Here is a 20,729-nt window from a genome sequence, read left to right on the forward strand (position 1 = left end):
GCTAAAGGAGACCTGAATGACCAACGCTGCTAATGCCGCGATTACCATTACACCGGAAGAGTTTCGCCAACGCGCGCAACAGATCGAGGCCGAAGTTGCGCAGGTGATAGTTGGTCAGCATGAACTGATCCGACAGGTGATCATTACGTTACTCGCCGGTGGTAATGCCCTGCTTGAAGGGGTGCCCGGTCTGGCAAAAACGACATTGGTGCGGACCCTGGCCGATGTCATTGACTGTAAATTCTCACGTATCCAGTTTACGCCCGACCTCATGCCGGCTGATATTGTCGGTACGACCTTGATCAGCGAAGATGAGCATGGGCACAAGATGTTCCGCTTCGAGCCGGGGCCAATCTTCGCCAATTTGGTGTTGGCCGATGAGATCAACCGTGCAACGCCCAAAACGCAATCGGCGTTGCTCGAAGCGATGCAAGAGCGTACTGTGACGGTTGCCAAGACTATTCACCAATTGCCACAACCGTTTTTTGTCTTGGCAACGCAGAATCCGCTTGAAATGGAGGGAACATATCCATTGCCGGAAGCCCAACTCGACCGCTTCTTTTTCAAGATTAATGTCACCTTCCCATCCGCAGCCGAGTTGGTCGAGATCGCGCAACGTACTACTGGCGCTCGGCAGCCGGTAGCACGGCACGTCGCCGATGGTCCTATCATTATGCAAATGCAAGCGTTGGCCCGTACCGTGCCGATTGCCAGTCACGTGTTGGCTTACGCTGCGCGCCTGATTACGGCCACCCATCCTGAGAGTAAAGATGCTCCGGCTATTACCAGGCAGTATGTGCGCTACGGCGCTTCACCACGCGGTATGCAGACCCTGATTTTGGCCGGTAAGATTCTGGCCTTGCTTGATGGCCGTTACAACGTTTCGTTTGGTGATATTCGCCTGGCGGCCCTGCCGGCATTACGCCATCGGGTTGTGCTGAACTTTGAAGCACAAGCTGAGAGTGTTAGTGCTGATGAGGTGGTAAAGGGCGTGCTTGAGGCGGTTAAGGAGGAATGATGGCCGAGCCATTGCTGACAGCCGCCTTCTTGCGTAAGCTTGATCGGCTGGCGTTGCAAACACGACGGGCGATGGCCGGTGATCTGCAAGGTGAGCGGCGGAGTCCGAAGCGTGGCTCATCGGTTGAGTTTGCCGATTTTCGCCCGTACACATCCGGTGACGATATTCGCCAGATCGACTGGAATCTGTACGCTCGCGCCGAGCGTTTTTATCTGAAGCTGTTCGTCGCTGAAGAGGAGCTTAATGTCCACTTATTGGTGGATACCAGTCGTAGCATGGCATGGGGTGAACCGGAAAAACTGCACTATGCTCGTCAAATTGCGGCAGCGTTTGGCTACATCGCATTGAGTAATCTCGATCGAGTAACCGTGACCGCTTTTGGTGGTCGCCCGGCAGCAATTAGTGGTATCCGTGGTAAACGGAGCGCTGTAACATTATTTGATTTCTTACAGCGGCTCACAGCCGGTAGCAGTGCGAATCTGACCCAGTTCTGTCGTCATTATGTGCAGACGGCGCGTAGCGCCGGCCCGCTTTTGCTCTGTTCTGATCTCTTCGATCCGGGATGGCGTGATGCCCTCCGCACGCTGACCTCGCGCCCATTTGAGATTACGGTGATGCATATTCTCGCTCCGCAAGAGATCGATCCGCCAATTGAAGGTGATATTCGTTTGCTCGATAGCGAGGGTGGCCCGGCGGTCGAAATTAGCGCCGATCTCGATATTCTCGAACGTTACCGCGAATCATTGCGTGCTTGGCAGCGTGAGATTGAAGCATTTTGCAACGGACGTGGAATGCGCTATGTCCCGGTCAATACCGCTGAACCGATTGAGGATTTTGTCTTCGGGCAGTTTCGGCGGGCAGGTGTGATTCGATGATCGAAGTGCGGCTGCTCAAACCAAGCAAACGTCAGATTATCCGCTATCCGGCTATCGTTATTGCCCGCGATGCACACAGTGTGACGGTACAGGCAACGTGGCGGTTAGGAGTAGTCGATCTCGGACTGTTTCGGATTGAACCCGGCGACGTGATGATCGAGACGTTCTACCGTGATCGGTGGTACAACATCTTTCGCGTGCAACAGCCCGCCGGCCCAACGCGCGGTTGGTATTGCAATCTTGCCCGTCCGGCGCAGATCGATGAGACTACCATCGAGACTGAAGACCTCGATATTGATGTGATTGTCAGTGCTGACCGCCGGTACGTCATTGTCGCCGACAGTGATGAGTATGCTGCTCGAGACCTTGCCCGTACTGAACCGGCCACCGATGCAGCCGTGCAGGCGGCAATTGCCGAATTACGCGATCTGATAGCACGCGGAGTACCGCCGTTTGCGTGAATGAGGTACGTACCACTATGTCATTCCTCACACCGTTAGCGCTTCTAGGTGCAGCGATTGTTGGCCCGATCATCGTGGCGATGTATCTGCTCAAACTGCGTCGCGAAGAGCGGGTGATTTCATCAACGTTTCTCTGGCAACGCATGGTGCGGGATGTTGAGGCAAATGCACCCTGGCAGAAATTGCGCCGTAATCTCCTTCTCTTGTTACAGTTGTTGCTGATGTTGTTGTTGGTGTTGGCATTAGCCCGCCCGTTCCTGCCGGTCACCGGTATTAGTGGTACCAACCTGATCATTATCTTCGACCGTTCGACCAGTATGCTGGCAACCGACGAACCACCGACCCGCTTGGAAGCTGCGCGCCGGCAGGCACTTGCATTGATCGATCAACTACCCGATAACGGCCGGGCAACGATTATCACTATCGGTGGACAGATGGAAGCGCCCATTGCCGCTTCCAGTGACCGCCGCGAGCTGCGTCGCATTATTGCGAATATCCAACCGAGTTATAGTACCCAGTCCGATCTAACCCAAGCGCTGACCCTCGCTTCAGCACTGGCTGCCCGCGAACCTGATAGCGAGGTTGCAATTATCTCTGATGGGAATGTCACGATCCCCGATGGGTTGCGGGTACCGGCACGAGTACGTTACTTTCCGATCGGACGCGCCTCAGATAACGTAGCCATTAACGCGATTGCGCTGCAACCCGGCCCGTTCGAGCAGACCCTCTTTGTGCAGGCGATCAATTACGGGAATAGTCCGGTGACTCGTCGCCTCTCACTCTATTACGATGGTATCTTAGCGAATGCGGTTGATTTGACCATCGATCCGGGGCGTGAGCAGAGTTGGACGGAGACGATTCCGGCAACGGTGGCGACGGTCGAAGCGCGACTTGACGAACATGGTGATGCGCTGCCGGTCGATGATCGGGCGTATGCGGTTAGTCCGCAACGTGAAACGGTAAAGGTGCGACTGGTCAGCGATGGTAATCGCTTCCTCGAGACCGGACTGTCGCTGTTGCCGGGGCTTGAAGTTACGCGTGTGCCTACGACTACCCTGACATTTACGGAGAGTGCTGCGGAGATTCCGCTCACTATTTTCGACGGCGTCACGCCAACTGATCTACCGCCTGGTAATCTGCTCTTTATCGGCCCGTTGCGTAGTACTGAACTCTTTACGATCACCGGCGAATTTGATTTTCCCCTCATCCGACCGGTGGCACTAGAAGATCCGCTGCTACGCAATGTGCGCTTGTCTGATGTCAGTATTTTGCGCGCACCACGCATTGTTCCGGGATCGTGGGCGCGTGTCATTGTTGATAGCGACGGTGGCCCGCTACTGTTGGCCGGCGAGCGCGAAGGGCGTCGGATTATCGTGCTGGCGTTTGACTTACACCTCTCCGATTTCCCCCTCACCATCGGATTTCCGTTGTTACTCTCCAACATGATTGACTATCTCCTGCCGATGAGTAGTGTGCAACTGACAACCGGTCAGCCGATTGTGGCCCCGGTGGACAGCAGTATCGAAGAGGTGCGTGTCATTCGTCCTGACGGTCGGGTGGCGAGTTCACGTGATGGTCAGGTACAGGTCCAGGCCAATCAAACTTTCTACACCGACACCGAACTGCCCGGTATTTACACCCTCGAAGAACGGCGTGGCAATGAGGTCATTACCGGTCGTCGCTTCGCCGTAAACCTATTTGCACCTAACGAATCACAAATCACGCCACAACGCGATCTTGTCATCTCACAAATCAGCGGTGCGCAGAGCACGGTTGCCCGTGAGCGTGATGGTCGCCAAGAAATCTGGCGTTGGTTGGCGCTCGTGGCGTTGCTCGTCTTGCTTATCGAATGGCTGTACTATCAACGGAATACACTGACACTGCTACGAGAACGTTGGCGACGGCGCACGGCGTGAGTAGATAATCTTGATCGCTCGCCCCACACAATCCGCAATACGCGATATAATACAGCATACCGGTGATAAATGAATACCATCATCAACGAGGAGTGTGCGGTGAGCGTCTACAATCCCAACGATGCCGATTTTGCGTTTACAATCGGGATCGAAGAGGAGTATCAGATCGTCGATCCTGAAACCCGTGAGTTACGCAGTTACATTACCCAAATTCTCGAACCAGGCCGCACGATCTTGCGTGAGCAGATCAAGCCCGAAATGCATCAAAGTATTGTTGAGGTCGGCACCCGCCCTTGCCGTACCATTAGTGAAGCACGGGCCGAAATTGTACGCCTCCGAGGGGCTATTGCCGGGCTAGCGGCACGTCATAACCTGCGTATTGTGGCTGCCGGTACCCATCCATTTTCGTCGTGGATGCAGCAAGAAATTACGCCTGACGAGCGTTACCGCATGGTCGTGGGCGAAATGCAAGAAGCTGCTCTGCAACTACTCATCTTTGGTATGCACTGCCACATCGGTATGCCAAATAATGAAGTGGCTATCGAATTGATGAATGTTGCACGGTATATCTGTCCACATCTATTGGCGCTGAGCACCTCTTCACCGTTTTGGATGGGGCGCAACACCGGCTTTAAGTCTTACCGTAGCGTCATCTTTAGCACGTTCCCGCGCACCGGTATTCCACCAACCTTCCATTCTGCCAGCGAGTTTGAACGGTACGTCCAGTTGTTGATCAATACCGGCTGTATCGATAACGGTAAAAAGATCTGGTGGGATTTACGTCCTCATCCGTTCTTCGGCACGCTTGAGTTCCGTGTCTGCGATATTGCGACCAGGGTCGAGGAGTGTTTGGCGTTGGCCGCAACGATGCAGGCATTGATCGTCAAGTTCTACACCATGTTTGAGGAGAACACTACCTTCCGCGTCTACCGCCGCGCCCTGATCAACGAAAACAAATGGCGCGCACAACGCTGGGGGCTTGACGGGAAGTTGATCGATTTCGGGAAACGTAAAGAGGTCGAGGCAAAAGCGCTCGTTCACGAAATTGTCGAGCTGGTTGATGATGTCGTTGATATGCTCGGTTCACGTAAAGAGGTCGAATATCTGCTTACCATCGTCGACCAGGGCACGAGTGCCGACCGTCAGTTGCGGGTTTTTGCCGAGACGAATGACCTGAAGGCGGTTGTCGACTCCTTAATGAACGAGACAATAGAGGGTGTGCCGGTCATGACGTTTGATGCCGAGTCGTCAGCACAAACGGCGCATAGCTAGAGAAGCGAGGCAGGCTATGGATTTTGAATTGACCCCCGAACAGGAGCTGATTCGCCAAACGGTACGTGAATTCGCCGAGAAGGAGATTGCGCCGAAAGCACGGTATGTTGATGAGCATAGCGCTTTTCCGAGAGAGACCTTTGCCAAAATGGCACAGCTCGGTCTGATGGGACTACCGTTTCCCGAAGAATATGGCGGTGCCGGTGCGGATAGTGTGAGTACGGCCATTGCTATCGAGGAAGTAGCTCGCTGCTGTGGGAGTACCGCGTTGGCGTATGCTGCTCACCTCGGACTGGGGAGTGCACCGATTGCGATGTTCGGGACTGAAGAACAGAAGCGTCGTTTCCTCGTTCCGGCAGCGAAAGGTGAATATCTGGCGGCGTTTGGTCTCACCGAACCGCACGCCGGCTCGGATGCCGGTGCAACGCGAACAACGGCTCGGCTGGTTGGTGATGAGTGGGTGATCAACGGCCAAAAGATGTGGATTACAAACGCACCAATTGCCGGCCACATCATCGTTACCGCAGTAACCGACCCGGAATTGGGAAAGAAGGGTATTTCAGCCTTCATTGTGCCGCGTGGCACGCCGGGGTTAAGCTTCGGGAAGCACGAGCCAAAAATGGGGCTGCGCGGTTCGGTGAGCACTGCGGTGATGCTCGATGATGTGCGCGTGCCCCGTGAAAACCTGCTCGGCGAACGTGGCCGCGGGTTTATCCAGTTCCTACAGGTTCTCGACGGTGGTCGGATTGGGATCGGGGCCATGGCGATTGGGTTAGCCCAAGCTGCCTATGAAGCTGCAGTCGCCTATGCACGGGAGCGAACGGCGTTTGGCAAACCGATTGGTGCTCATCAGTCGGTGGCGAATATGATTGCCAATATGGCCGTTGATCTCGCTGCTGCTCGTGCGCTGGTCTATACGGCAGCCCGAATGAAAGATGCCGGTAAACCGTACACACGTGAGGCAGCTATCGCTAAACTCTTTGCCTCAGAAGCCTCCGAGCGGATTTGCCGCGATGCCATCCAGGTCTTCGGTGGCTACGGTTACAGCCAGGAATATCCGGTCGAGCGGTTGTACCGCGATACCCGCCTGCTGACCATTGGCGAAGGAACCTCAGAGATCTTGCGAGGAGTGATTGCGCACTCCGTGCTTGGTCTGCGCGGGTAACAGCTTGTGCTACAATACGAACTGCGCAATAGCTAACACCTGTGTGGTCTCAGACGAGGAAGTATTATGACGCAGAGCCAGCCCGAGACCGACCGCACCAGTTCTGCGATCAGCCCCGCCGATGTACAGGCCCTGATCGCGCAAGGACGGCAACAGGGCTTTGTCACCTTTGAGGATATTCAGCGGCTGGTTCCCAATGTTGAAGAGTCGGTCGAGCAGATCGACAGTATTTATGCAGCCTTAGCCGAAGCCGGTGTTCCCGTCCAAGACGGTGACGAACCGGTTATTGGTGATGCGTCGCTGACCCCGCTAGCAACCGATCTTGACCTCGAGGATGAGCTGTCAGATGCACTGCTTAGTGATAGTGTGCGCCTCTATTTGCGCGAGATTGGGCAAGTACCGCTGTTGACTGCCGAACAAGAGAAGCGGTTGGCTCAGATGATCGAACGCGGCCAAGCGGCTGAGCGTAAACTGGCTACACTCCCTCCCGACAGCCCTGAAGCAGAGCGGTTGCGCCGGATAAAAGAACAGGGCGACGAGGCACGCCAGCAAATGGCCTCAGCGAACCTGCGTTTGGTCGTGAGCATCGCCAAACGCTACCGCGATCGTGGTCTGCCGCTGCTTGATCTCATCCAGGAGGGGAGCCTCGGCCTGCTCCGCGCTATCGAAAAATTCGATCACACCAAGGGGTATAAGTTCAGTACCTATGCAACATGGTGGATCAAGCAGGCCCTCTCCCGTGCGCTGGCCGACCAGTCACGATTGGTACGCCTGCCCGTTCATCTCGGTGAGACGCTTCATCGGATCCAGTCTGCTCGTCGGCAACTGACCCAGTCGCTGGGCCGTGAGCCGACCGATACTGAGCTGGCGAATCATCTCGGGATGAGTGAAGAAAAGCTGCGTGAACTACGGCGGACTGCGCAAGATCCGGTTTCGCTTGCGACACCGGTCGGTGAAGAAGCTGATAGTACGCTCGCCGACTTCATCCCCGACCCACATGCACTTGATGCTGACGATGCTGCGGCAAGCGGTATGCTCCGCCAGCAGATCGCCGCAGCACTCGGCCAGCTCAGTGAGCGTGAACGGCGGGTGCTTGAGCTGCGCTACGGTCTTGCTGATGGTCAACCACGCACACTTGAAGAGGTGGGTAAAGCATTTGGGGTGACACGCGAACGGGTGCGGCAAATTGAAGTGAAGGCGCTGCGTAAGCTGCGCCATCCCCGCTTAGGGAAGCTGCTGAAGGATTACCTCGATCAGATTTAGTGAATGAAGTCACGTAGGTGCCGGGGTAGGTCATGCACAAGCTCCGGCGCTTGTCTTTCATTGAAGTACTTGCTCTTGTCTACAAATGTACCACATACGCCAACGTTTTGCTCGGTTTGCTTTTTATTGTCGTCTTGCCTTTCATTCGTTGACACCGGTGCGTCGGTTGGTTGATTTGATTATTGCACAAACCCTATTTGCATTGCCGATGCCGTTACGCCGACTTCTCTTCAGGGGTCAATCAGCGTTCTGCCCCATCTGCAATTCACGTCTGTCCGGTTTTATCACCCTGCACCGCCCCTACCATCACTGGTGTCCGGTCTGTCGATCATTGCAGCGGGCGGCATCGGTTGATCTGGCTCTTTCTTGAACACTCACACCTTATCACGCCAGAGTAGCCGCAAACGATACTGCATTTCGCACCTGAGTCGGGGTTGGCGCGACGGTTTGCGCAGATGCCCCATCTACGCTATATCACCGCTGATTTATTTGATCCATCGACCAAAATGCGCTTTGATATTACGGCTATTCCGTTTAACGCAAACACATGTGATCTCATTCTTTGCAGTCATGTGTTAGAGCATGTGCCGAACGATCACAAAGCAATGCGCGAAATTCACCGGGTGCTTAAGCCGGGTGGTACAGCGCTGATTTTAGTGCCGATCCAAGGCGAACATACGTTTGAAGATGCTACCATTACCGATCCGTTGCTACGCGAACGCTATTTCGGTCAATTTGACCATGTGAGGATGTACGGAGCTGATATTATTCAGCGGTTGCAGGAAGCAGGTTTTTGCGTGCAAACAGTGGATGCACAGCAGATTGCACTTGAGCAAGGCGATATTGAGCGAATGAGTTCGCCGGTAAACGACCCCATCTTCGTTTGTCGTAAGGCAGAGGGAACGGTCTAACGGATAAGGGACGGCTTTGCAGCCGTCCCCGGAGTGTGGCAGGTGACTAACGCCGGGCCAGATTGGCTGCGACCAGCAGCGGATCCCAAACCGGTGCAAAAGGTGGTGCATAGCTCAGATCAAGCTCGGCGAACTCATCAATCGTCCAACCGGCTTGCAAAGCGGCAGCAATCGTATCGACCCGCTTGGCGACTCCTTCGCGCCCGATCAATTGCCCACCCAGCAGCCGACGACTTGACCGATCAAAGACTAAGGTAACGGTGAGCGGCTGATGACCGGGCATATAGTGCGCTCGTGAAGAAGCGGTAGCACTGACACTAACGGCGTCGAAACCTTCTACCTTGGCTCGTGTCAGCGACAGACCACTGATTGCTACTTCACGTTCAAACACCTTGACCACCGTCGTACCAACGACCCCACCGAATCGGGCATTGCCACCGGCTAGATTCGCACCGGCAACCCGACCTTGTTTGTTCGCTGTTGTTCCGAGTGGAATCCAGGCCGGTTTGCCCGTCACCCGATGGTATACTTCAGCCACATCACCTGCTGCCCAGACATGCGGTACATTGGTGCGCTGATGATCATCAACCGCTATGGCACCGGTTGGACCGAGCGCGATACCGGTCTCACGGACAAGCCCGACGCTCGGCTTGACTCCGGCTGCCAGAATCACGATTTCTGCCGGTATGGTTTGACCATCCACTACGACACCGCGAACCCGCTCATTACCGACAATCGCCTGCACCGCCTGTCCTAATCGTACATCGACCCGTTGCCGTCGTAACTCTTCCTCGACCTGCTCTGCCACTTCAGGATCGAATGTTGGCAGGACATGGGGTAGTCGTTCGACCAGGGTGAGCGCGATACCGTGGGCATCTAATGCTTCGGCCATCTCAAGACCAATATAACCACCACCGATAATCACGCCGGTCTGTGGGCGTTGCTCGCCAATCCACGTCTTGATTGATATCGCCTCTTCGACACTACGCAATCCGAAAACGCCGGGCAAATCGAGACCGGGTAGCGGTGGACGAGCCGGCTGCCCCCCGGTGGTCACTACCAGTTCATCCCAATGGTCGGTAAACTCACGACCGGTATGTAGGTCGCGTACTAGCACACGTTGGCGAGCCGTATCGATAGTCAGTACTTCGTGGTGGATCAACGCCTGAATACCCTGCTGCGCAAACTGGGCTGGGGTACGCACAACGACATCTTCAATGCGGGCAATCTCACCCTTGATTGCATAAGGAAAACCGCATGCTCCATAGCTAACGTAACCTGATCGCTCGTAAACGACAATATCGATTGCCGGATTGGTGCGTTTCGCTTTTGCCGCTGCACTCATTCCAGCAGCTCCGCCACCAATAACAATAGCTCGTTGGGCTACCATAGGTTATCCTTTCGTCTTCTCTGCATCTACAAGGAAAGATGTTCTGATATACAGCAAAGTTACGATGACGCCCGCAACGTTTTTACTTCTGCTATGATGAAAATATCCGATACACATAGAGGAGGGTAAAAGGCACGAAAATCCTCCATAACCGCGGGAGGTGGGGCAATGACCGATATCTTTAGCTTGGATTGGGATGGACCACCGTTTGTGCTCTTTAGTGTACCGCACTGGATTGCACTCGGATGTGTCGTTGCCGTAGCAGTTTGGGTGCTCGGTCCGGCACGTCATCTATCGCCGATGGCTGCAAGATGGTGGCGCTATGGGCTAGCCGCTGTACTCACGGTCAATGAAATCGCCTACAACATTTGGTTTTGGGTCCATGGTCTCTGGTCGATCCAGTACATGTTGCCGCTGCACCTATGTACATTGTTTACGTGGCTGAGCGTCATCATGCTCCTGACCCGGAGCTATCGCATATTCGAGTTTGCCTACTTTATGGGGATTGGTGGAGCCGTGCAGGCGTTGCTGACACCGGACATTGGCATATACGGCTTTCCCCATTTTCGTGCCTTCCAGAGTTTTATTTCCCACGGTGGCATTGTATTGGCTGCGCTGACGATGATCGCGTTAGAACAGTATCGCCCTACGTGGGGATCGGTGGGGCGCGTGATCGTCGGAGCCAATCTGCTTATGGCACTAGTGGCCGTGGTCAATTGGCTGCTCGATAGTAACTATCTCTTTTTGGCCCGCAAGCCATACACGCCCAGTTTGCTCGATTTCTTAGGACCGTGGCCGATCTATATTGTGTGGATGGAGGTGATCGGTATTATCACAATTCTCGTGCTATATGCCCCATTTGCCTTAGCCGACCTGCGTCAGAGATCGCCGATCACGGCAAGCAAAGTACGACGATAGTCAGCACTTACCAGTCGTTCCCAGCACGCCGGTAGCTCGGTACGTAGCATTGCCCACTCTGCTTCACGAGCTGCAAAGTAGGCAGCTACCGCGTCAGGGGCACGCTCAACGTGATTGACAACCAAGCCTCGCGCTACGCTGATGTCGTTGAGCGCACCGAGATGGTCTTGAAACTCGATCAACGGATTGAGTAACTCGCTCAGTTGTTCACCGACAATGTCGCTGACTAACTCAAGTGCATAGCGTAGCCGTTTTCCGGCAATCCGCATCGCATGCAGGATTGCCTCATCTTCTGGCAAACCATTGTAGTCATACGCCCGCAAGGCTTCGTAATGGGCATACAACATGCTACCGGCGTGATCTTTCACCCGTGGCCGATTATTCCACGCACCGGCGAAACATGCTAATCGAGCTAACGCACGTAGATCGCGTTCGTACTGTTTGCTACCCAGATACTCAACCAGCGCCGTGTGTGCTTGCTGGCGCTCGGCGCGGATTGCTGCCATCACCGGTTCAAGACCGTGAATATCACGTCGCGCCATATCGTTCAGCAATACGTCGCGGTCACGAGTGGCACCAGCCTCACGGGCCAACGTGCGAACAGCCTTCACCGCCTGTCGCGCCGCTTTAGCCGGTGTAACCGGATCGAGCAGACGTAGTGCGGCCCGAATACGCCGAGTTGCTACCCGCAAATCATGCACCGCCTCGATAGTCTTGTCCGCCTCGACAGCACGAACCGTCTGCTGCAAGCGACGTGTATGGCGACGCAACATCACACGGCCAAGTTCGGCAAACGGCACGTCACCGCTAGTATACCAAAGCGGTAAAAGATCGGTCGGCTCGTCTTCACCTCCTACCGGCTCAACTACACTCCCACCACTCTGCACTACCACCTCCGGTCGTGGACCGATCACCCGTTCCCACAGATCGGCCTTAGTCAAGGCGCGTTCACTATCAACCGCGGCATGAGGGCCACTTGCGATAAGGCTGAGCCGGCCATGCTGTGCCGTCACCTGGAGCTGCGTTGTCTGACTTTGGCTATAATCAAAACCATCGGCAACGCGCACAATCGCGGCAAGTTGCAACGCTAGTTCGCGGTAACGCTTATTCAGGCACAAGATTGTCGGCTCGATCCGAGCACGTGGCTTGCGGCGATGAAGCGCTACGATTGCCGCGATGATCGCTTGCGCTGTCTCATCACCCAAATCGTGCCGAAGGATAATATCGCGCCCAACGAGATGATGCTCTGGTGGATCGGTCGTCAGGCCAACATTGTGAAGCAGTGCTCCTGCTTCAACGAGGGAACGGGCACGAGCGGACCACATATGCGAAACGCTGAGCGCATCGAACAACGTGAGCGCATGATTGGCAACTTGACGGGCATGCGCTCGGTCAACGCGATACGCCACCAGCAACTGTTCGACATAGTCGGTGAGTGTTGATGCTGCCATGCTTCCTCGTGTCTATCAGAAACAGATAACCTTATCGCTTGAGCAGAGCCATGCCACGTTCGAGCTTACTCTGTCGCTCCGGCGTGATCTTGAAAATGGCACGTAAGGCGTTCGCCAATTCGGTCAGATCGTAAACCGAGCCAGCCGGTAATACTTCTAGTTCTAGCTCGCAAAGTGGCGCTTGCCGGTTATCGGCGTAGATCGTCCCGCGATCAAGGCATAGTTCAACGCGATCTTGCCCATCGCGCACAGCGTGAATAATACGACGGCTGGTTTCAATGATTAGCAAGGGACGGAGTGGCGCACCAAGCAAAAGCGCTTGGGCCAGATCACGGGCTGGCCCTGCCGGCCACGTGGCCGGATCGGGATTGCTGCCGGGAAACTCAAACTCGGCCCGGTGATGAATACCGTTCTCGTCAACCCGAGCCGGTCCCTTCAGCGTAATCGTCGAACGATTACCGATCTGGCGTACACGTAACCCATAGCGCGCCAAAGCCAGCCGACCATCAACGCTATCGTAGTAAATATTCCGTTGACATTCGCCGGCCAGGGTGTGCAAAGTGTATGGGCCAAGCGCATTGAGCGTCGCTAAACGGTTGAGGTCGGCGGCGCTGATCCTATATTTGGCTTCAATTTCCATAGGTGCTCCTAACGTATGGTCAGCAGCAAGCATGGCTGCTCTTGTATTGTAGCCGGTTGTCCATTACCTGTGAAGTGACATGTATCCTATGTTCACAAACGGTTGTATCACCGATAAGCACGCGAGCGAGCCGATGAGCACTTACTCGCTACTGCTGCCACTGTCGCTACTGCCGCCACTGTCGCTACTGTCGCTACTGTCGCTACTGTCACTCCCACCAAAAAGATCGCCCCAACCACTATTATCAGATAGAGATGCTGTCGACGTGTATTCATATTCGTACTTATATTCATGAATATTGGTATACCGACGTTTACCGGTTGAGGTGCGCTGTTTGGAATACTGGTACCGCATATGCCAGCGCAATGTCTTACGCATCTGCTCGATCTCTGTCACAATTGCTTGCGCTTCGGCTAGTGCCGCAGGTATCTTGGTCGTGTTTGACACCAACCACAACAACGTTACCAATTGCTCACGCAGCCTACTCGGATCAACATACCGGGCTACGGTTGGTTGATCGGCCAGTTCCCACTCAAGTCGCCACCACTCCTGCACGGCTCCACTCAGAGCTGTACGGAACGCGGATACCTGCGAATCATCCGATACCGTTGGTAACCACGCTGCTGGACTGTAGGTTTGCGGGATGATTAAGGATGATACTGGTGTCACGGCAACTCGTTCGAGGTCTTTTAATTGCTGCTCGACGCGTGAGAGTTCTTCTTCAGGCGAATATGCCGATTGCCACGATCCGGCATTCCCGCGCTTTAGTCGGAGCAATCCCAGATAGACATCTTGGAACAAGAGGCGACACGCCGGATCGCGCTGATTTCCCGCTTGCGCACACAACCGTTCGAGCACCTCGATGAATCGTTGGTTGAGACTGTCAAGTGTAGCCTTGGCAATAAGATGACGTTGACCTAGTAGTTGTTGAAATATGGTGATGAACTGCGACGCAACTACAACTATTGCGATGACTGTGATAACAACCAAAGCAATCGGAATAAATCCGAGAATAGGGATAAAAGACTCCCAACCGATATCCGTCGTTGGTTGTTGCACCACGGTCGTTGGTTGGCGCACCGCGGTTAGCGCTCCAGCAATATCGCGACTTAAATCGGGTGAAGACAACGGGTTACGTAGATGGTCGTTCAATATTTGCTGATACCGATCATACAACTGACTATACCATTGCTCACCGAAACGTAATGCGCTGTAATTATCGGCAATTGCGACATAGATCGCGATCAGTTCCACCCGCTCTTTACCATCACTGCGGATAAAACCATCACGCTTGAGCAACTGAAAAAAATCAGCGTCATCACCACGGGCTTTGACATACACCACAACAATCGCACCTTCTTGGATCAACGGTTCCGCTGCTGTTTGGATAACCGATGGCTGACGCAGTTGCTGTAATGGATCGTTGATAATGATCCGACCTTGGGCAAAGACTGGCGATATACAACACATCAGAAGAAGGGCAAGAATGTGTAACCACCAGTACACGTGCATGCTCCTTTATGAAGGGTACTACTATGTTATTAGCGTTACCTACACGTAGCATTGCAGGGTGATTAGAAGAGGCTCCGTATCGCCAAATACATACGAAGAGGGCCTAACGTTGGGTACGTGCTAGTGGTGATAGCGCACTCACGCCAAGCGATGATGACCGTATCCGACGCAACCGACGAGGTGCGATTACTGACCTATCCACGTTAGATAGCGCACGCATCCTCAAAATGCAAATGCTTCATCAGTAATCGTAGCATCGATCAGGGCAACAAGCCACGGATACTCACCCGGCACAACTTCCGTACCCCCAACGACGTTTACCTCAGGTTGGGAATTGTGCTGGAAGGAGACGATAACCGGAACGGAAGGTGGTAATGAGGATAAACGTAAGCCGTACAACGATCTGAGAAAAGTACATATGAATCCTTTTCTTATTGTTGTGACTGACATGAAGTTATGGAAATTGTACCAATAAGGATTTTAACTAGCGTTAATTTTTTATTAAGTTAGCGTTAAAAACGTACTCACTATTTGATCGAAAGCTAAGATACGTACTACCGAAAGTAAAGCTGATCGAAATTGACCGTTTGATCCACAGCACAATTTCGATCAGATATGGCAGACGGTGATGACGTTGCATGATTCGCTTGAGTAGATCATACGACCACTGTCATTATACAAGTGTTGCCACCAAACATTGCCTCTTCTCTTGTCTGAACAAACTTCGCGACCGATGCATACTAACCAATGCTCATTAATTACCCGGTATCATCCCGGCGATGGTGGCCTAGCCTGTAAAACAGTTTGTATTTCCTTACGCTGAGGCCCGATCCACGGGGAGAAGTTGCCGCTGCTCAAGCTATTGCAGCACGGCGTATCTGCCAATCGGCAATCCGCTCGGCACTATCGATGCACGCATTGAGCATTTCAGCGGCCATTGCGATAGCCGCGGCACTGCCGATGAGAACCAGCCGACAGAGAGGTGAGGGTTCGTGGGTAAGACGGAGGGCACTGAAGGTCATTCGACCCGCTACCACATGAACCTCATCGGCCCAGGGCGAGTCGGTACAGAAGACGATCCCTTTAGCGCGGAAGAGACCACGTGCGGAAAGTTCTCGTAACGTCTGTTCGAGCGCGGAACGCTGTACCGGTCGGTCACTTTGCCAGCTCACGGCTTGATATTCGCTGGGTTGGTGGCAAAACTCTTCCGGTATATCACGATCGTGACGTGGGCTGAAGATAAATGCCGGGGCGATGTCGCCTTGCACGACCGGTACGACCGGCGCACGTGAATTGAGCTGGCTGATTTGGGTTGCAACCCACCGCATCCTGTTAGCATCGACCAGATCACCGTGGGTGAGCAATACCACGTCGGCGAGCTGAATCTGACGGGTAACGAGGGGCGACGTGGTTATTACCTGCTCGTAATCGACTGTGGAGGCAAGGGTAACGACCGTATCGAGTGGCGCATCGGCACGGCGGAGTTGACGAATAATCGCACCCGGTTCGGCCAAACCACTCAGTTCAATGGCAATTGCATCGAGTGGGCCTGCCTCGCTGAGCGTTTCCAGCGCGAGTATCAGATCGCTGCCGGCCACGCAGCACACGCAGCCGCCATTAAGTTCGATCAACAGACCGGCGCCACTCTGGGCGATCAAGGTGCCATCAATGCCCAGAGCGCCGAACTCATTGACGACCACGCCGATTCGATGATCACCGTGTTGTAGCAGACGACGGAGCAAGGTCGTCTTGCCGCTGCCAAGAAAACCGCTGATAAGTGTAACCGGCGCGATGACCGGCTCATTTCGTATCGGCATAGCCCGTCAACTCTACGTAGCCACGACCGCTCATGCTACCCCGCACGTCTACCGCGCCTTCCCAATAGACAACCGAAACCGGCAACTCTTGATCACGCATTGCCGGCGTAATCACCAGATCGATCCCGTAACGCGAGATGCGTAGTTGCCAACCAGAAGGATAAACGGCGCCACTTCGTGGACTACGCCACGTGTCGAGGACTGTCAGATCGACATCACCGGGACCAAGGATCACCACCGTATCGTCGGGCAAGAGTAGACTACCACCGACAAACGGCGAAGGGCGACCATCGGCTTCGCGGAGTTGGTAATACATCAGATCATGGCCGCTGCTCAACTGCAACGCGAACCAATCCCAGCCGGCCAGCCCTTCTTCGAGCGCACTGGTTCCCCACTCGCGATCCATCCACGTCAGGCCACTCACGGTGTAGGTCTGGGTGCCAAGCCGGATCGTGCCGGTACTGGTCATACGGGTCAGCGAATAATAAGCCGAAGCATTACCGACCTGTGAACCTTTTTGGCTTACCCCGGCATTACCTTGCAGTACCGGCGGTCGGCTATTAACGGCGACGAGATCGAGAGCGACATCAGCTTGGGCAGCGCGCAAATGCATGGTCATCCCTTCTGGACCACTCCCTTCAACCGACCAATCGTTGAGAAAGACGCGGAAAGGCTCGCCGCTAGCGCCGGCCAATCCGGCGGCTGCCCGGCTAAAGCGCTCGAAGGCGTAAAACCGATCACCGTCGATGTCGCTGACTGCAAAGTGGGCCATATAGATTTCATTAGTAGCCCACGCCGATTCACGAACCGGTGGATACGGACTAAGTGCACGGCGGAAGAAGGTGAGTTGAAAGCCAAAACGGTGGCCGTTCTCGGCAGTCAGGTTGCCGGTGTAATACCACCACTCGGTTTGAAACGTCGGATGTGGGCCGTGATCGGCGGGAAAAACAAACGGACGAGGCGTAATTACGCGCTCAAAACCCTCGCTGTTCCCGGCATTGACCGCTTCAATCGCGCCGATGGCAGCGCGCACGGTCGGTTGTGCCGGCGCTGCACAGGCTGTAAGCGCACACAGAATAGTCAGAATGAGAAAATATGCTCGTACCATTGGCACAACTTTTTTCGCTTGAAAACGGTTTATTCATGAGAGTCATCTATGCAGTTGTATAGGTAGTGTACCATGGGTTCGTGTCGAGCGGCGGCACGATGCACGCAATACATAGGTCAAAATCGTCCGGCCTGTAAACGTACTACGGGTTCGTGTCGAGAAATGGTACGATGCACGACGGCAGTGTGGAGAAGCGTATGATCGAACCTGACAATGATGCGCGGGTATTAGTGGTCATCGTCCCGCAACCGCGCGATCTCGCATTGGCGCACAACGCAGGCTGGTATCGGCTACCTTTAGCCCACGCCCCACCCCGTTTAGCCGCCGATTATCTGGCATTTTACCAACCGGCTTCATTTGGCGCCGAACGTTGGCAAATCCGGCACTACGCAGCAATCATCCGCTACCAGATCGTCCGCCGCCACGAGCTGTTGCCAGAAGAGCCAACCCATCCACGGGCCAATGAGTGGTATTATCGAATCGACATCGGACCGATCTGTGATCTCGACCGTCCGGTACCGGCAGCGCGACTGCGTCGGATCACATTTATTGCCACCACGTTCGGCCAACTGCGACGAGCGATTGACGTGACCGATCTGTTTGTACCACCGACACCACCGGATGTATGGGGTAGCGGTCTGGCCGGTAAATCGATCCGCTGATAAACGGTTGGGTGAAACCTATTCCACCAACCGCCAGCGGAGGGTCTGACCGGCGGCAAAAGGCACGACATCGCCGTAGCGGGCAGGAACCTGCCACGATTCTGCGATAAGCTGGACAGTACGCGGTGGTGGTGTAAGGCCGTGGATTCGACACGCATTACCACCGACAAAGGCCGGCAAGTAGTCAAGCGCATCGTGTCGTTCAAAGAGTTCCACAAGCATCGGCAAGAGCACCGGCGCCGAGAAGATGCCGGCAGCACAAAACGCGGCCTCTTTGTGATCAATCGGATGTGGCGCCGAGTCGCTACCGAACATCAATTTCGGATGACCACGTAACGCAGCCGCCAAGAGCGCATCACGATCGCTCGGTCGTTTGGCAATCGGCTTACAGAAGAGATGTGGTTGCAGCAAACCACCGGCCACATCATCGAGGGTGATCAAGAGGTGATGGAGTGTCACAGTTGCGAAGAGGTTTGGATACCGTTCAAGCAGATCGAGTGCGGCAGCGGTTGTAATATGCTCCATCACAATCCGCAAACGCGGAAATGTGCGTGCCCATCGTTCGTACACGGGCAAGAACTCAGCCTCACGGTCAAGGACAAAGCCATGGCTCTCACCGTGAACGAGCAGCGGGATACCAAGCTCTTCCATAAGGGCCAGCGTCGGCTCGATTGTCGTGAGATCACGCACACCGCCGGCACTATTTGTGGTTACACCTTCAGGGTAGAGCTTAACGGCAAAAATCTGGTCACGTAATCCTTGTAACGTCGCCGCATCGTAAGGGCGAAAGAAGAGGGTCATTAACGGGAGAAAGGGGTAAGGCGCCGTCGCTGCCTCAATTTCGGCACGATAGCGAGCAAGCCGGTCGGCATTATCGACCGGTGGTACGAGATTGGGCATGATAACTGCACCGGCGAATTGGGCAGCGGAAAAGGGTGCGACAAGGCGGAGCATCGCTCCTTCGCGCAGATGCAGATGCATATCAAGAGGTGTAGACAGTGAGATGATCATAGACGTTTTCCAGGTTGGCGGGGAAAGCGCATCCGCGCCGCGACAAAGCGATCATGAGGAAGATTAATGGCAGCGGTAATTCGGCTAATCTCTGCACTCTCGACACCGGAAAGTTCACCATCGGCGAGGGCAACCGCGAAGAGGGCGTCAAGAAAGCGCTCACGTTGTTCGACGGTCGTTGTGTTAGCAAACTCTTTGGCGAGACGAAAAAAGTCAAGACTTGCCGAACTCTCGGCCAAAGCTACTTCGGCTACGAGTGTAGCACGAGCATAGTCGAGATGCCACCACTCTTGTAAAATGGCGACAATCTGATCATGTTCAGCTGATGTTACTCTCTCATCGATCTGGGCAACACGGGCCAACAAACCACCGGCGAGGGCGAGGACATACACTTCGTCTTGGTTAATGCCTAATTCATCGATCTGTTGACCAAGGCGCATATGGAGAGAATAGTAGATGCGATTGCGGAGAAACTCTGGCAAGAGGTCTTCGCGGTTAGGGCCACGTGCCCGAATCCCCAACGCTAATCGAAAGGCACGTCCGATCTGGTGGAGCAAACTATGGCTATCATGCTCAAGCGCATCGTGAATCTCTTGGGCGACTGCACGCTCAGCCGGCGTCAAAACACGGTCGGCAGCCAGCAACCGGTCAATAGCGCTGATGGCAAGCCGGCGTTCAGCCGGTGTTGCGATCAGATCACGCAGTTCGGCAACAAGACGCGCTCGCTCGGCAGCTTCAACCGGCGTATGCAAATAGATCTCTAATTCGGCCCACTCTTCGGCCGTTAGGGCTAATTGCCCCCCGGTCTGACCGAGTTCGGCCAACAGGCGCTTGAGATCATTGATTTCCTCAAGGTTAAGTTCACCGTCGGCCCATGCAGCGGCAATCATCACTTTGGCGAGCGCCATTGGCAGCGGATGTTTCGCCATATTTGCTCCGCAGTTGAATTCGTCCGAGATTCGGACATGGGTTAGGACACCCAAGGTAAAAAATAAGGAGCCTTACGACCGATCCTCTTGCTTTGTTATACCCTCTACACGGTACAGAAGCTCTCCGTATATAAGTGTATCTATATCCGCCCAGTTCTGCAACGTTGCTTCGATAACCCCATCACCACCGACATTGACCAGGCGATGTTGGTAGCACGCTCCTACGTCTGCGTGCAATCGCCAATCTATGGTGAGCGCTGAACGTCATCCTCCCCGTGTCATGTCGAGCGAAGCGAGACATCTTTAGAGCCGGTCACGGTAAGCGAAGCGCATCGGATGGCAAGATTGCTCGCTCCGCGCGAAATGACAAAAGGTGAATGACAAATGACAAAAGAGGACTACCGGGCCGT

General features: G+C 54.5%; 18 protein-coding genes. 10 read left to right on the forward strand and 8 right to left on the reverse strand.

All coding sequences use genetic code 11. The annotated features are described in order from the left end of the window. Window positions 1-16: 16 nt before the first annotated feature. The 8 genes from AC01ZF_RS12425 to AC01ZF_RS12460 all read left to right on the forward strand — a co-directional run bounded on the left by AC01ZF_RS12425 (window position 17) and on the right by AC01ZF_RS12460 (window position 8,881). Window positions 17-1,018: an AAA family ATPase gene (locus AC01ZF_RS12425; RefSeq protein ID WP_424676425.1), complete on the forward strand. Its 1,002-nt coding sequence runs from the start codon at window positions 17-19 to the stop codon at window positions 1,016-1,018. After that, window positions 1,018-1,893 (forward strand): DUF58 domain-containing protein, encoded by an 876-nt coding sequence (locus tag AC01ZF_RS12430; protein ID WP_424676426.1) that lies wholly within the window; start codon window positions 1,018-1,020, stop codon window positions 1,891-1,893. Before AC01ZF_RS12425 ends, AC01ZF_RS12430 begins: the two co-directional genes overlap by 1 nt. Then, the gene (locus AC01ZF_RS12435) at window positions 1,890-2,354 is read left to right on the forward strand and encodes a ribonuclease FAU-1 family protein (protein WP_424676427.1); all 465 of its coding nucleotides are present in this window, start codon (window positions 1,890-1,892) and stop codon (window positions 2,352-2,354) included. The genes AC01ZF_RS12430 and AC01ZF_RS12435 overlap by 4 nt, the downstream gene beginning before the upstream one ends. Before the next feature lie 17 nt (window positions 2,355-2,371). Further along, window positions 2,372-4,270: a vWA domain-containing protein gene (locus AC01ZF_RS12440; protein ID WP_424676428.1), complete on the forward strand. Its 1,899-nt coding sequence runs from the start codon at window positions 2,372-2,374 to the stop codon at window positions 4,268-4,270. Window positions 4,271-4,369: 99 nt separating this feature from the next. Further along, on the forward strand, window positions 4,370-5,542 hold the full coding sequence (locus AC01ZF_RS12445; protein WP_428112374.1) for a carboxylate-amine ligase: 1,173 nt from the start codon (window positions 4,370-4,372) through the stop codon (window positions 5,540-5,542). A gap of 16 nt (window positions 5,543-5,558) precedes the next feature. Continuing rightward, on the forward strand, window positions 5,559-6,707 hold the full coding sequence (locus tag AC01ZF_RS12450) for an acyl-CoA dehydrogenase (RefSeq protein WP_424676430.1): 1,149 nt from the start codon (window positions 5,559-5,561) through the stop codon (window positions 6,705-6,707). A gap of 66 nt (window positions 6,708-6,773) precedes the next feature. Further along, entirely contained in the window at window positions 6,774-7,970 is a 1,197-nt protein-coding gene (gene rpoD, locus AC01ZF_RS12455; RefSeq protein WP_424676431.1) for an RNA polymerase sigma factor RpoD, read from the forward strand. A gap of 455 nt (window positions 7,971-8,425) precedes the next feature. Continuing rightward, a complete protein-coding gene (locus AC01ZF_RS12460; RefSeq protein WP_424676432.1) occupies window positions 8,426-8,881 on the forward strand; it encodes a class I SAM-dependent methyltransferase in 456 nt (151 codons plus the stop codon). A gap of 46 nt (window positions 8,882-8,927) precedes the next feature. Here AC01ZF_RS12460 and AC01ZF_RS12465 read toward each other — a convergent pair whose 3' ends face one another. Then, on the reverse strand, window positions 8,928-10,271 hold the full coding sequence (locus AC01ZF_RS12465; protein ID WP_424676433.1) for an FAD-dependent oxidoreductase: 1,344 nt from the start codon (window positions 10,269-10,271) through the stop codon (window positions 8,928-8,930). A gap of 168 nt (window positions 10,272-10,439) precedes the next feature. Here AC01ZF_RS12465 and AC01ZF_RS12470 point away from each other — a divergent pair, with 168 nt between their 5' ends. Further along, window positions 10,440-11,189, forward strand: coding sequence for a YwaF family protein (locus tag AC01ZF_RS12470; protein WP_424676434.1), 750 nt, complete (start codon window positions 10,440-10,442; stop codon window positions 11,187-11,189). Here AC01ZF_RS12470 and AC01ZF_RS12475 read toward each other — a convergent pair. From AC01ZF_RS12475 to AC01ZF_RS12495, 5 genes are all read right to left on the reverse strand, one after another. Continuing rightward, the gene (locus AC01ZF_RS12475; RefSeq protein ID WP_424676435.1) at window positions 11,150-12,640 is read right to left on the reverse strand and encodes a CHAD domain-containing protein; all 1,491 of its coding nucleotides are present in this window, start codon (window positions 12,638-12,640) and stop codon (window positions 11,150-11,152) included. The genes AC01ZF_RS12470 and AC01ZF_RS12475 overlap by 40 nt on opposite strands. 31 nt (window positions 12,641-12,671) lie before the next feature. Next, window positions 12,672-13,280, reverse strand: coding sequence for a CYTH domain-containing protein (locus AC01ZF_RS12480; protein ID WP_424676436.1), 609 nt, complete (start codon window positions 13,278-13,280; stop codon window positions 12,672-12,674). Window positions 13,281-13,421: 141 nt separating this feature from the next. Next, window positions 13,422-14,786 carry a hypothetical protein gene (locus AC01ZF_RS12485; RefSeq protein WP_428132454.1) on the reverse strand — a complete coding sequence of 455 codons (1,365 nt, stop codon included), beginning with the start codon at window positions 14,784-14,786 and terminating at the stop codon, window positions 13,422-13,424. Between the two features lie 860 nt (window positions 14,787-15,646). Beyond that, window positions 15,647-16,609, reverse strand: a complete 963-nt coding sequence (locus AC01ZF_RS12490) for a CobW family GTP-binding protein (RefSeq protein WP_424676438.1) — start codon at window positions 16,607-16,609, stop codon at window positions 15,647-15,649. Further along, window positions 16,593-17,717 (reverse strand): lipocalin-like domain-containing protein, encoded by a 1,125-nt coding sequence (locus tag AC01ZF_RS12495; RefSeq protein ID WP_424676439.1) that lies wholly within the window; start codon window positions 17,715-17,717, stop codon window positions 16,593-16,595. Before AC01ZF_RS12495 ends, AC01ZF_RS12490 begins: the two co-directional genes overlap by 17 nt. Before the next feature lie 197 nt (window positions 17,718-17,914). Here AC01ZF_RS12495 and AC01ZF_RS12500 point away from each other — a divergent pair, with 197 nt between their 5' ends. Beyond that, window positions 17,915-18,379, forward strand: coding sequence for a hypothetical protein (locus AC01ZF_RS12500; protein WP_424676440.1), 465 nt, complete (start codon window positions 17,915-17,917; stop codon window positions 18,377-18,379). A gap of 18 nt (window positions 18,380-18,397) precedes the next feature. Here the strand turns inward: AC01ZF_RS12500 and pyrC are convergent, their stop codons facing one another. Both pyrC and AC01ZF_RS12510 read right to left on the reverse strand, forming a co-directional pair. Then, window positions 18,398-19,390, reverse strand: a complete 993-nt coding sequence (gene pyrC, locus AC01ZF_RS12505; protein ID WP_424676441.1) for a dihydroorotase — start codon at window positions 19,388-19,390, stop codon at window positions 18,398-18,400. Beyond that, the gene (locus tag AC01ZF_RS12510; protein ID WP_424676442.1) at window positions 19,387-20,319 is read right to left on the reverse strand and encodes a tellurite resistance TerB family protein; all 933 of its coding nucleotides are present in this window, start codon (window positions 20,317-20,319) and stop codon (window positions 19,387-19,389) included. Before AC01ZF_RS12510 ends, pyrC begins: the two co-directional genes overlap by 4 nt. Window positions 20,320-20,729 lie beyond the last annotated feature (410 nt).

It is taken from the genome of Chloroflexus sp. (assembly GCF_056331925.1).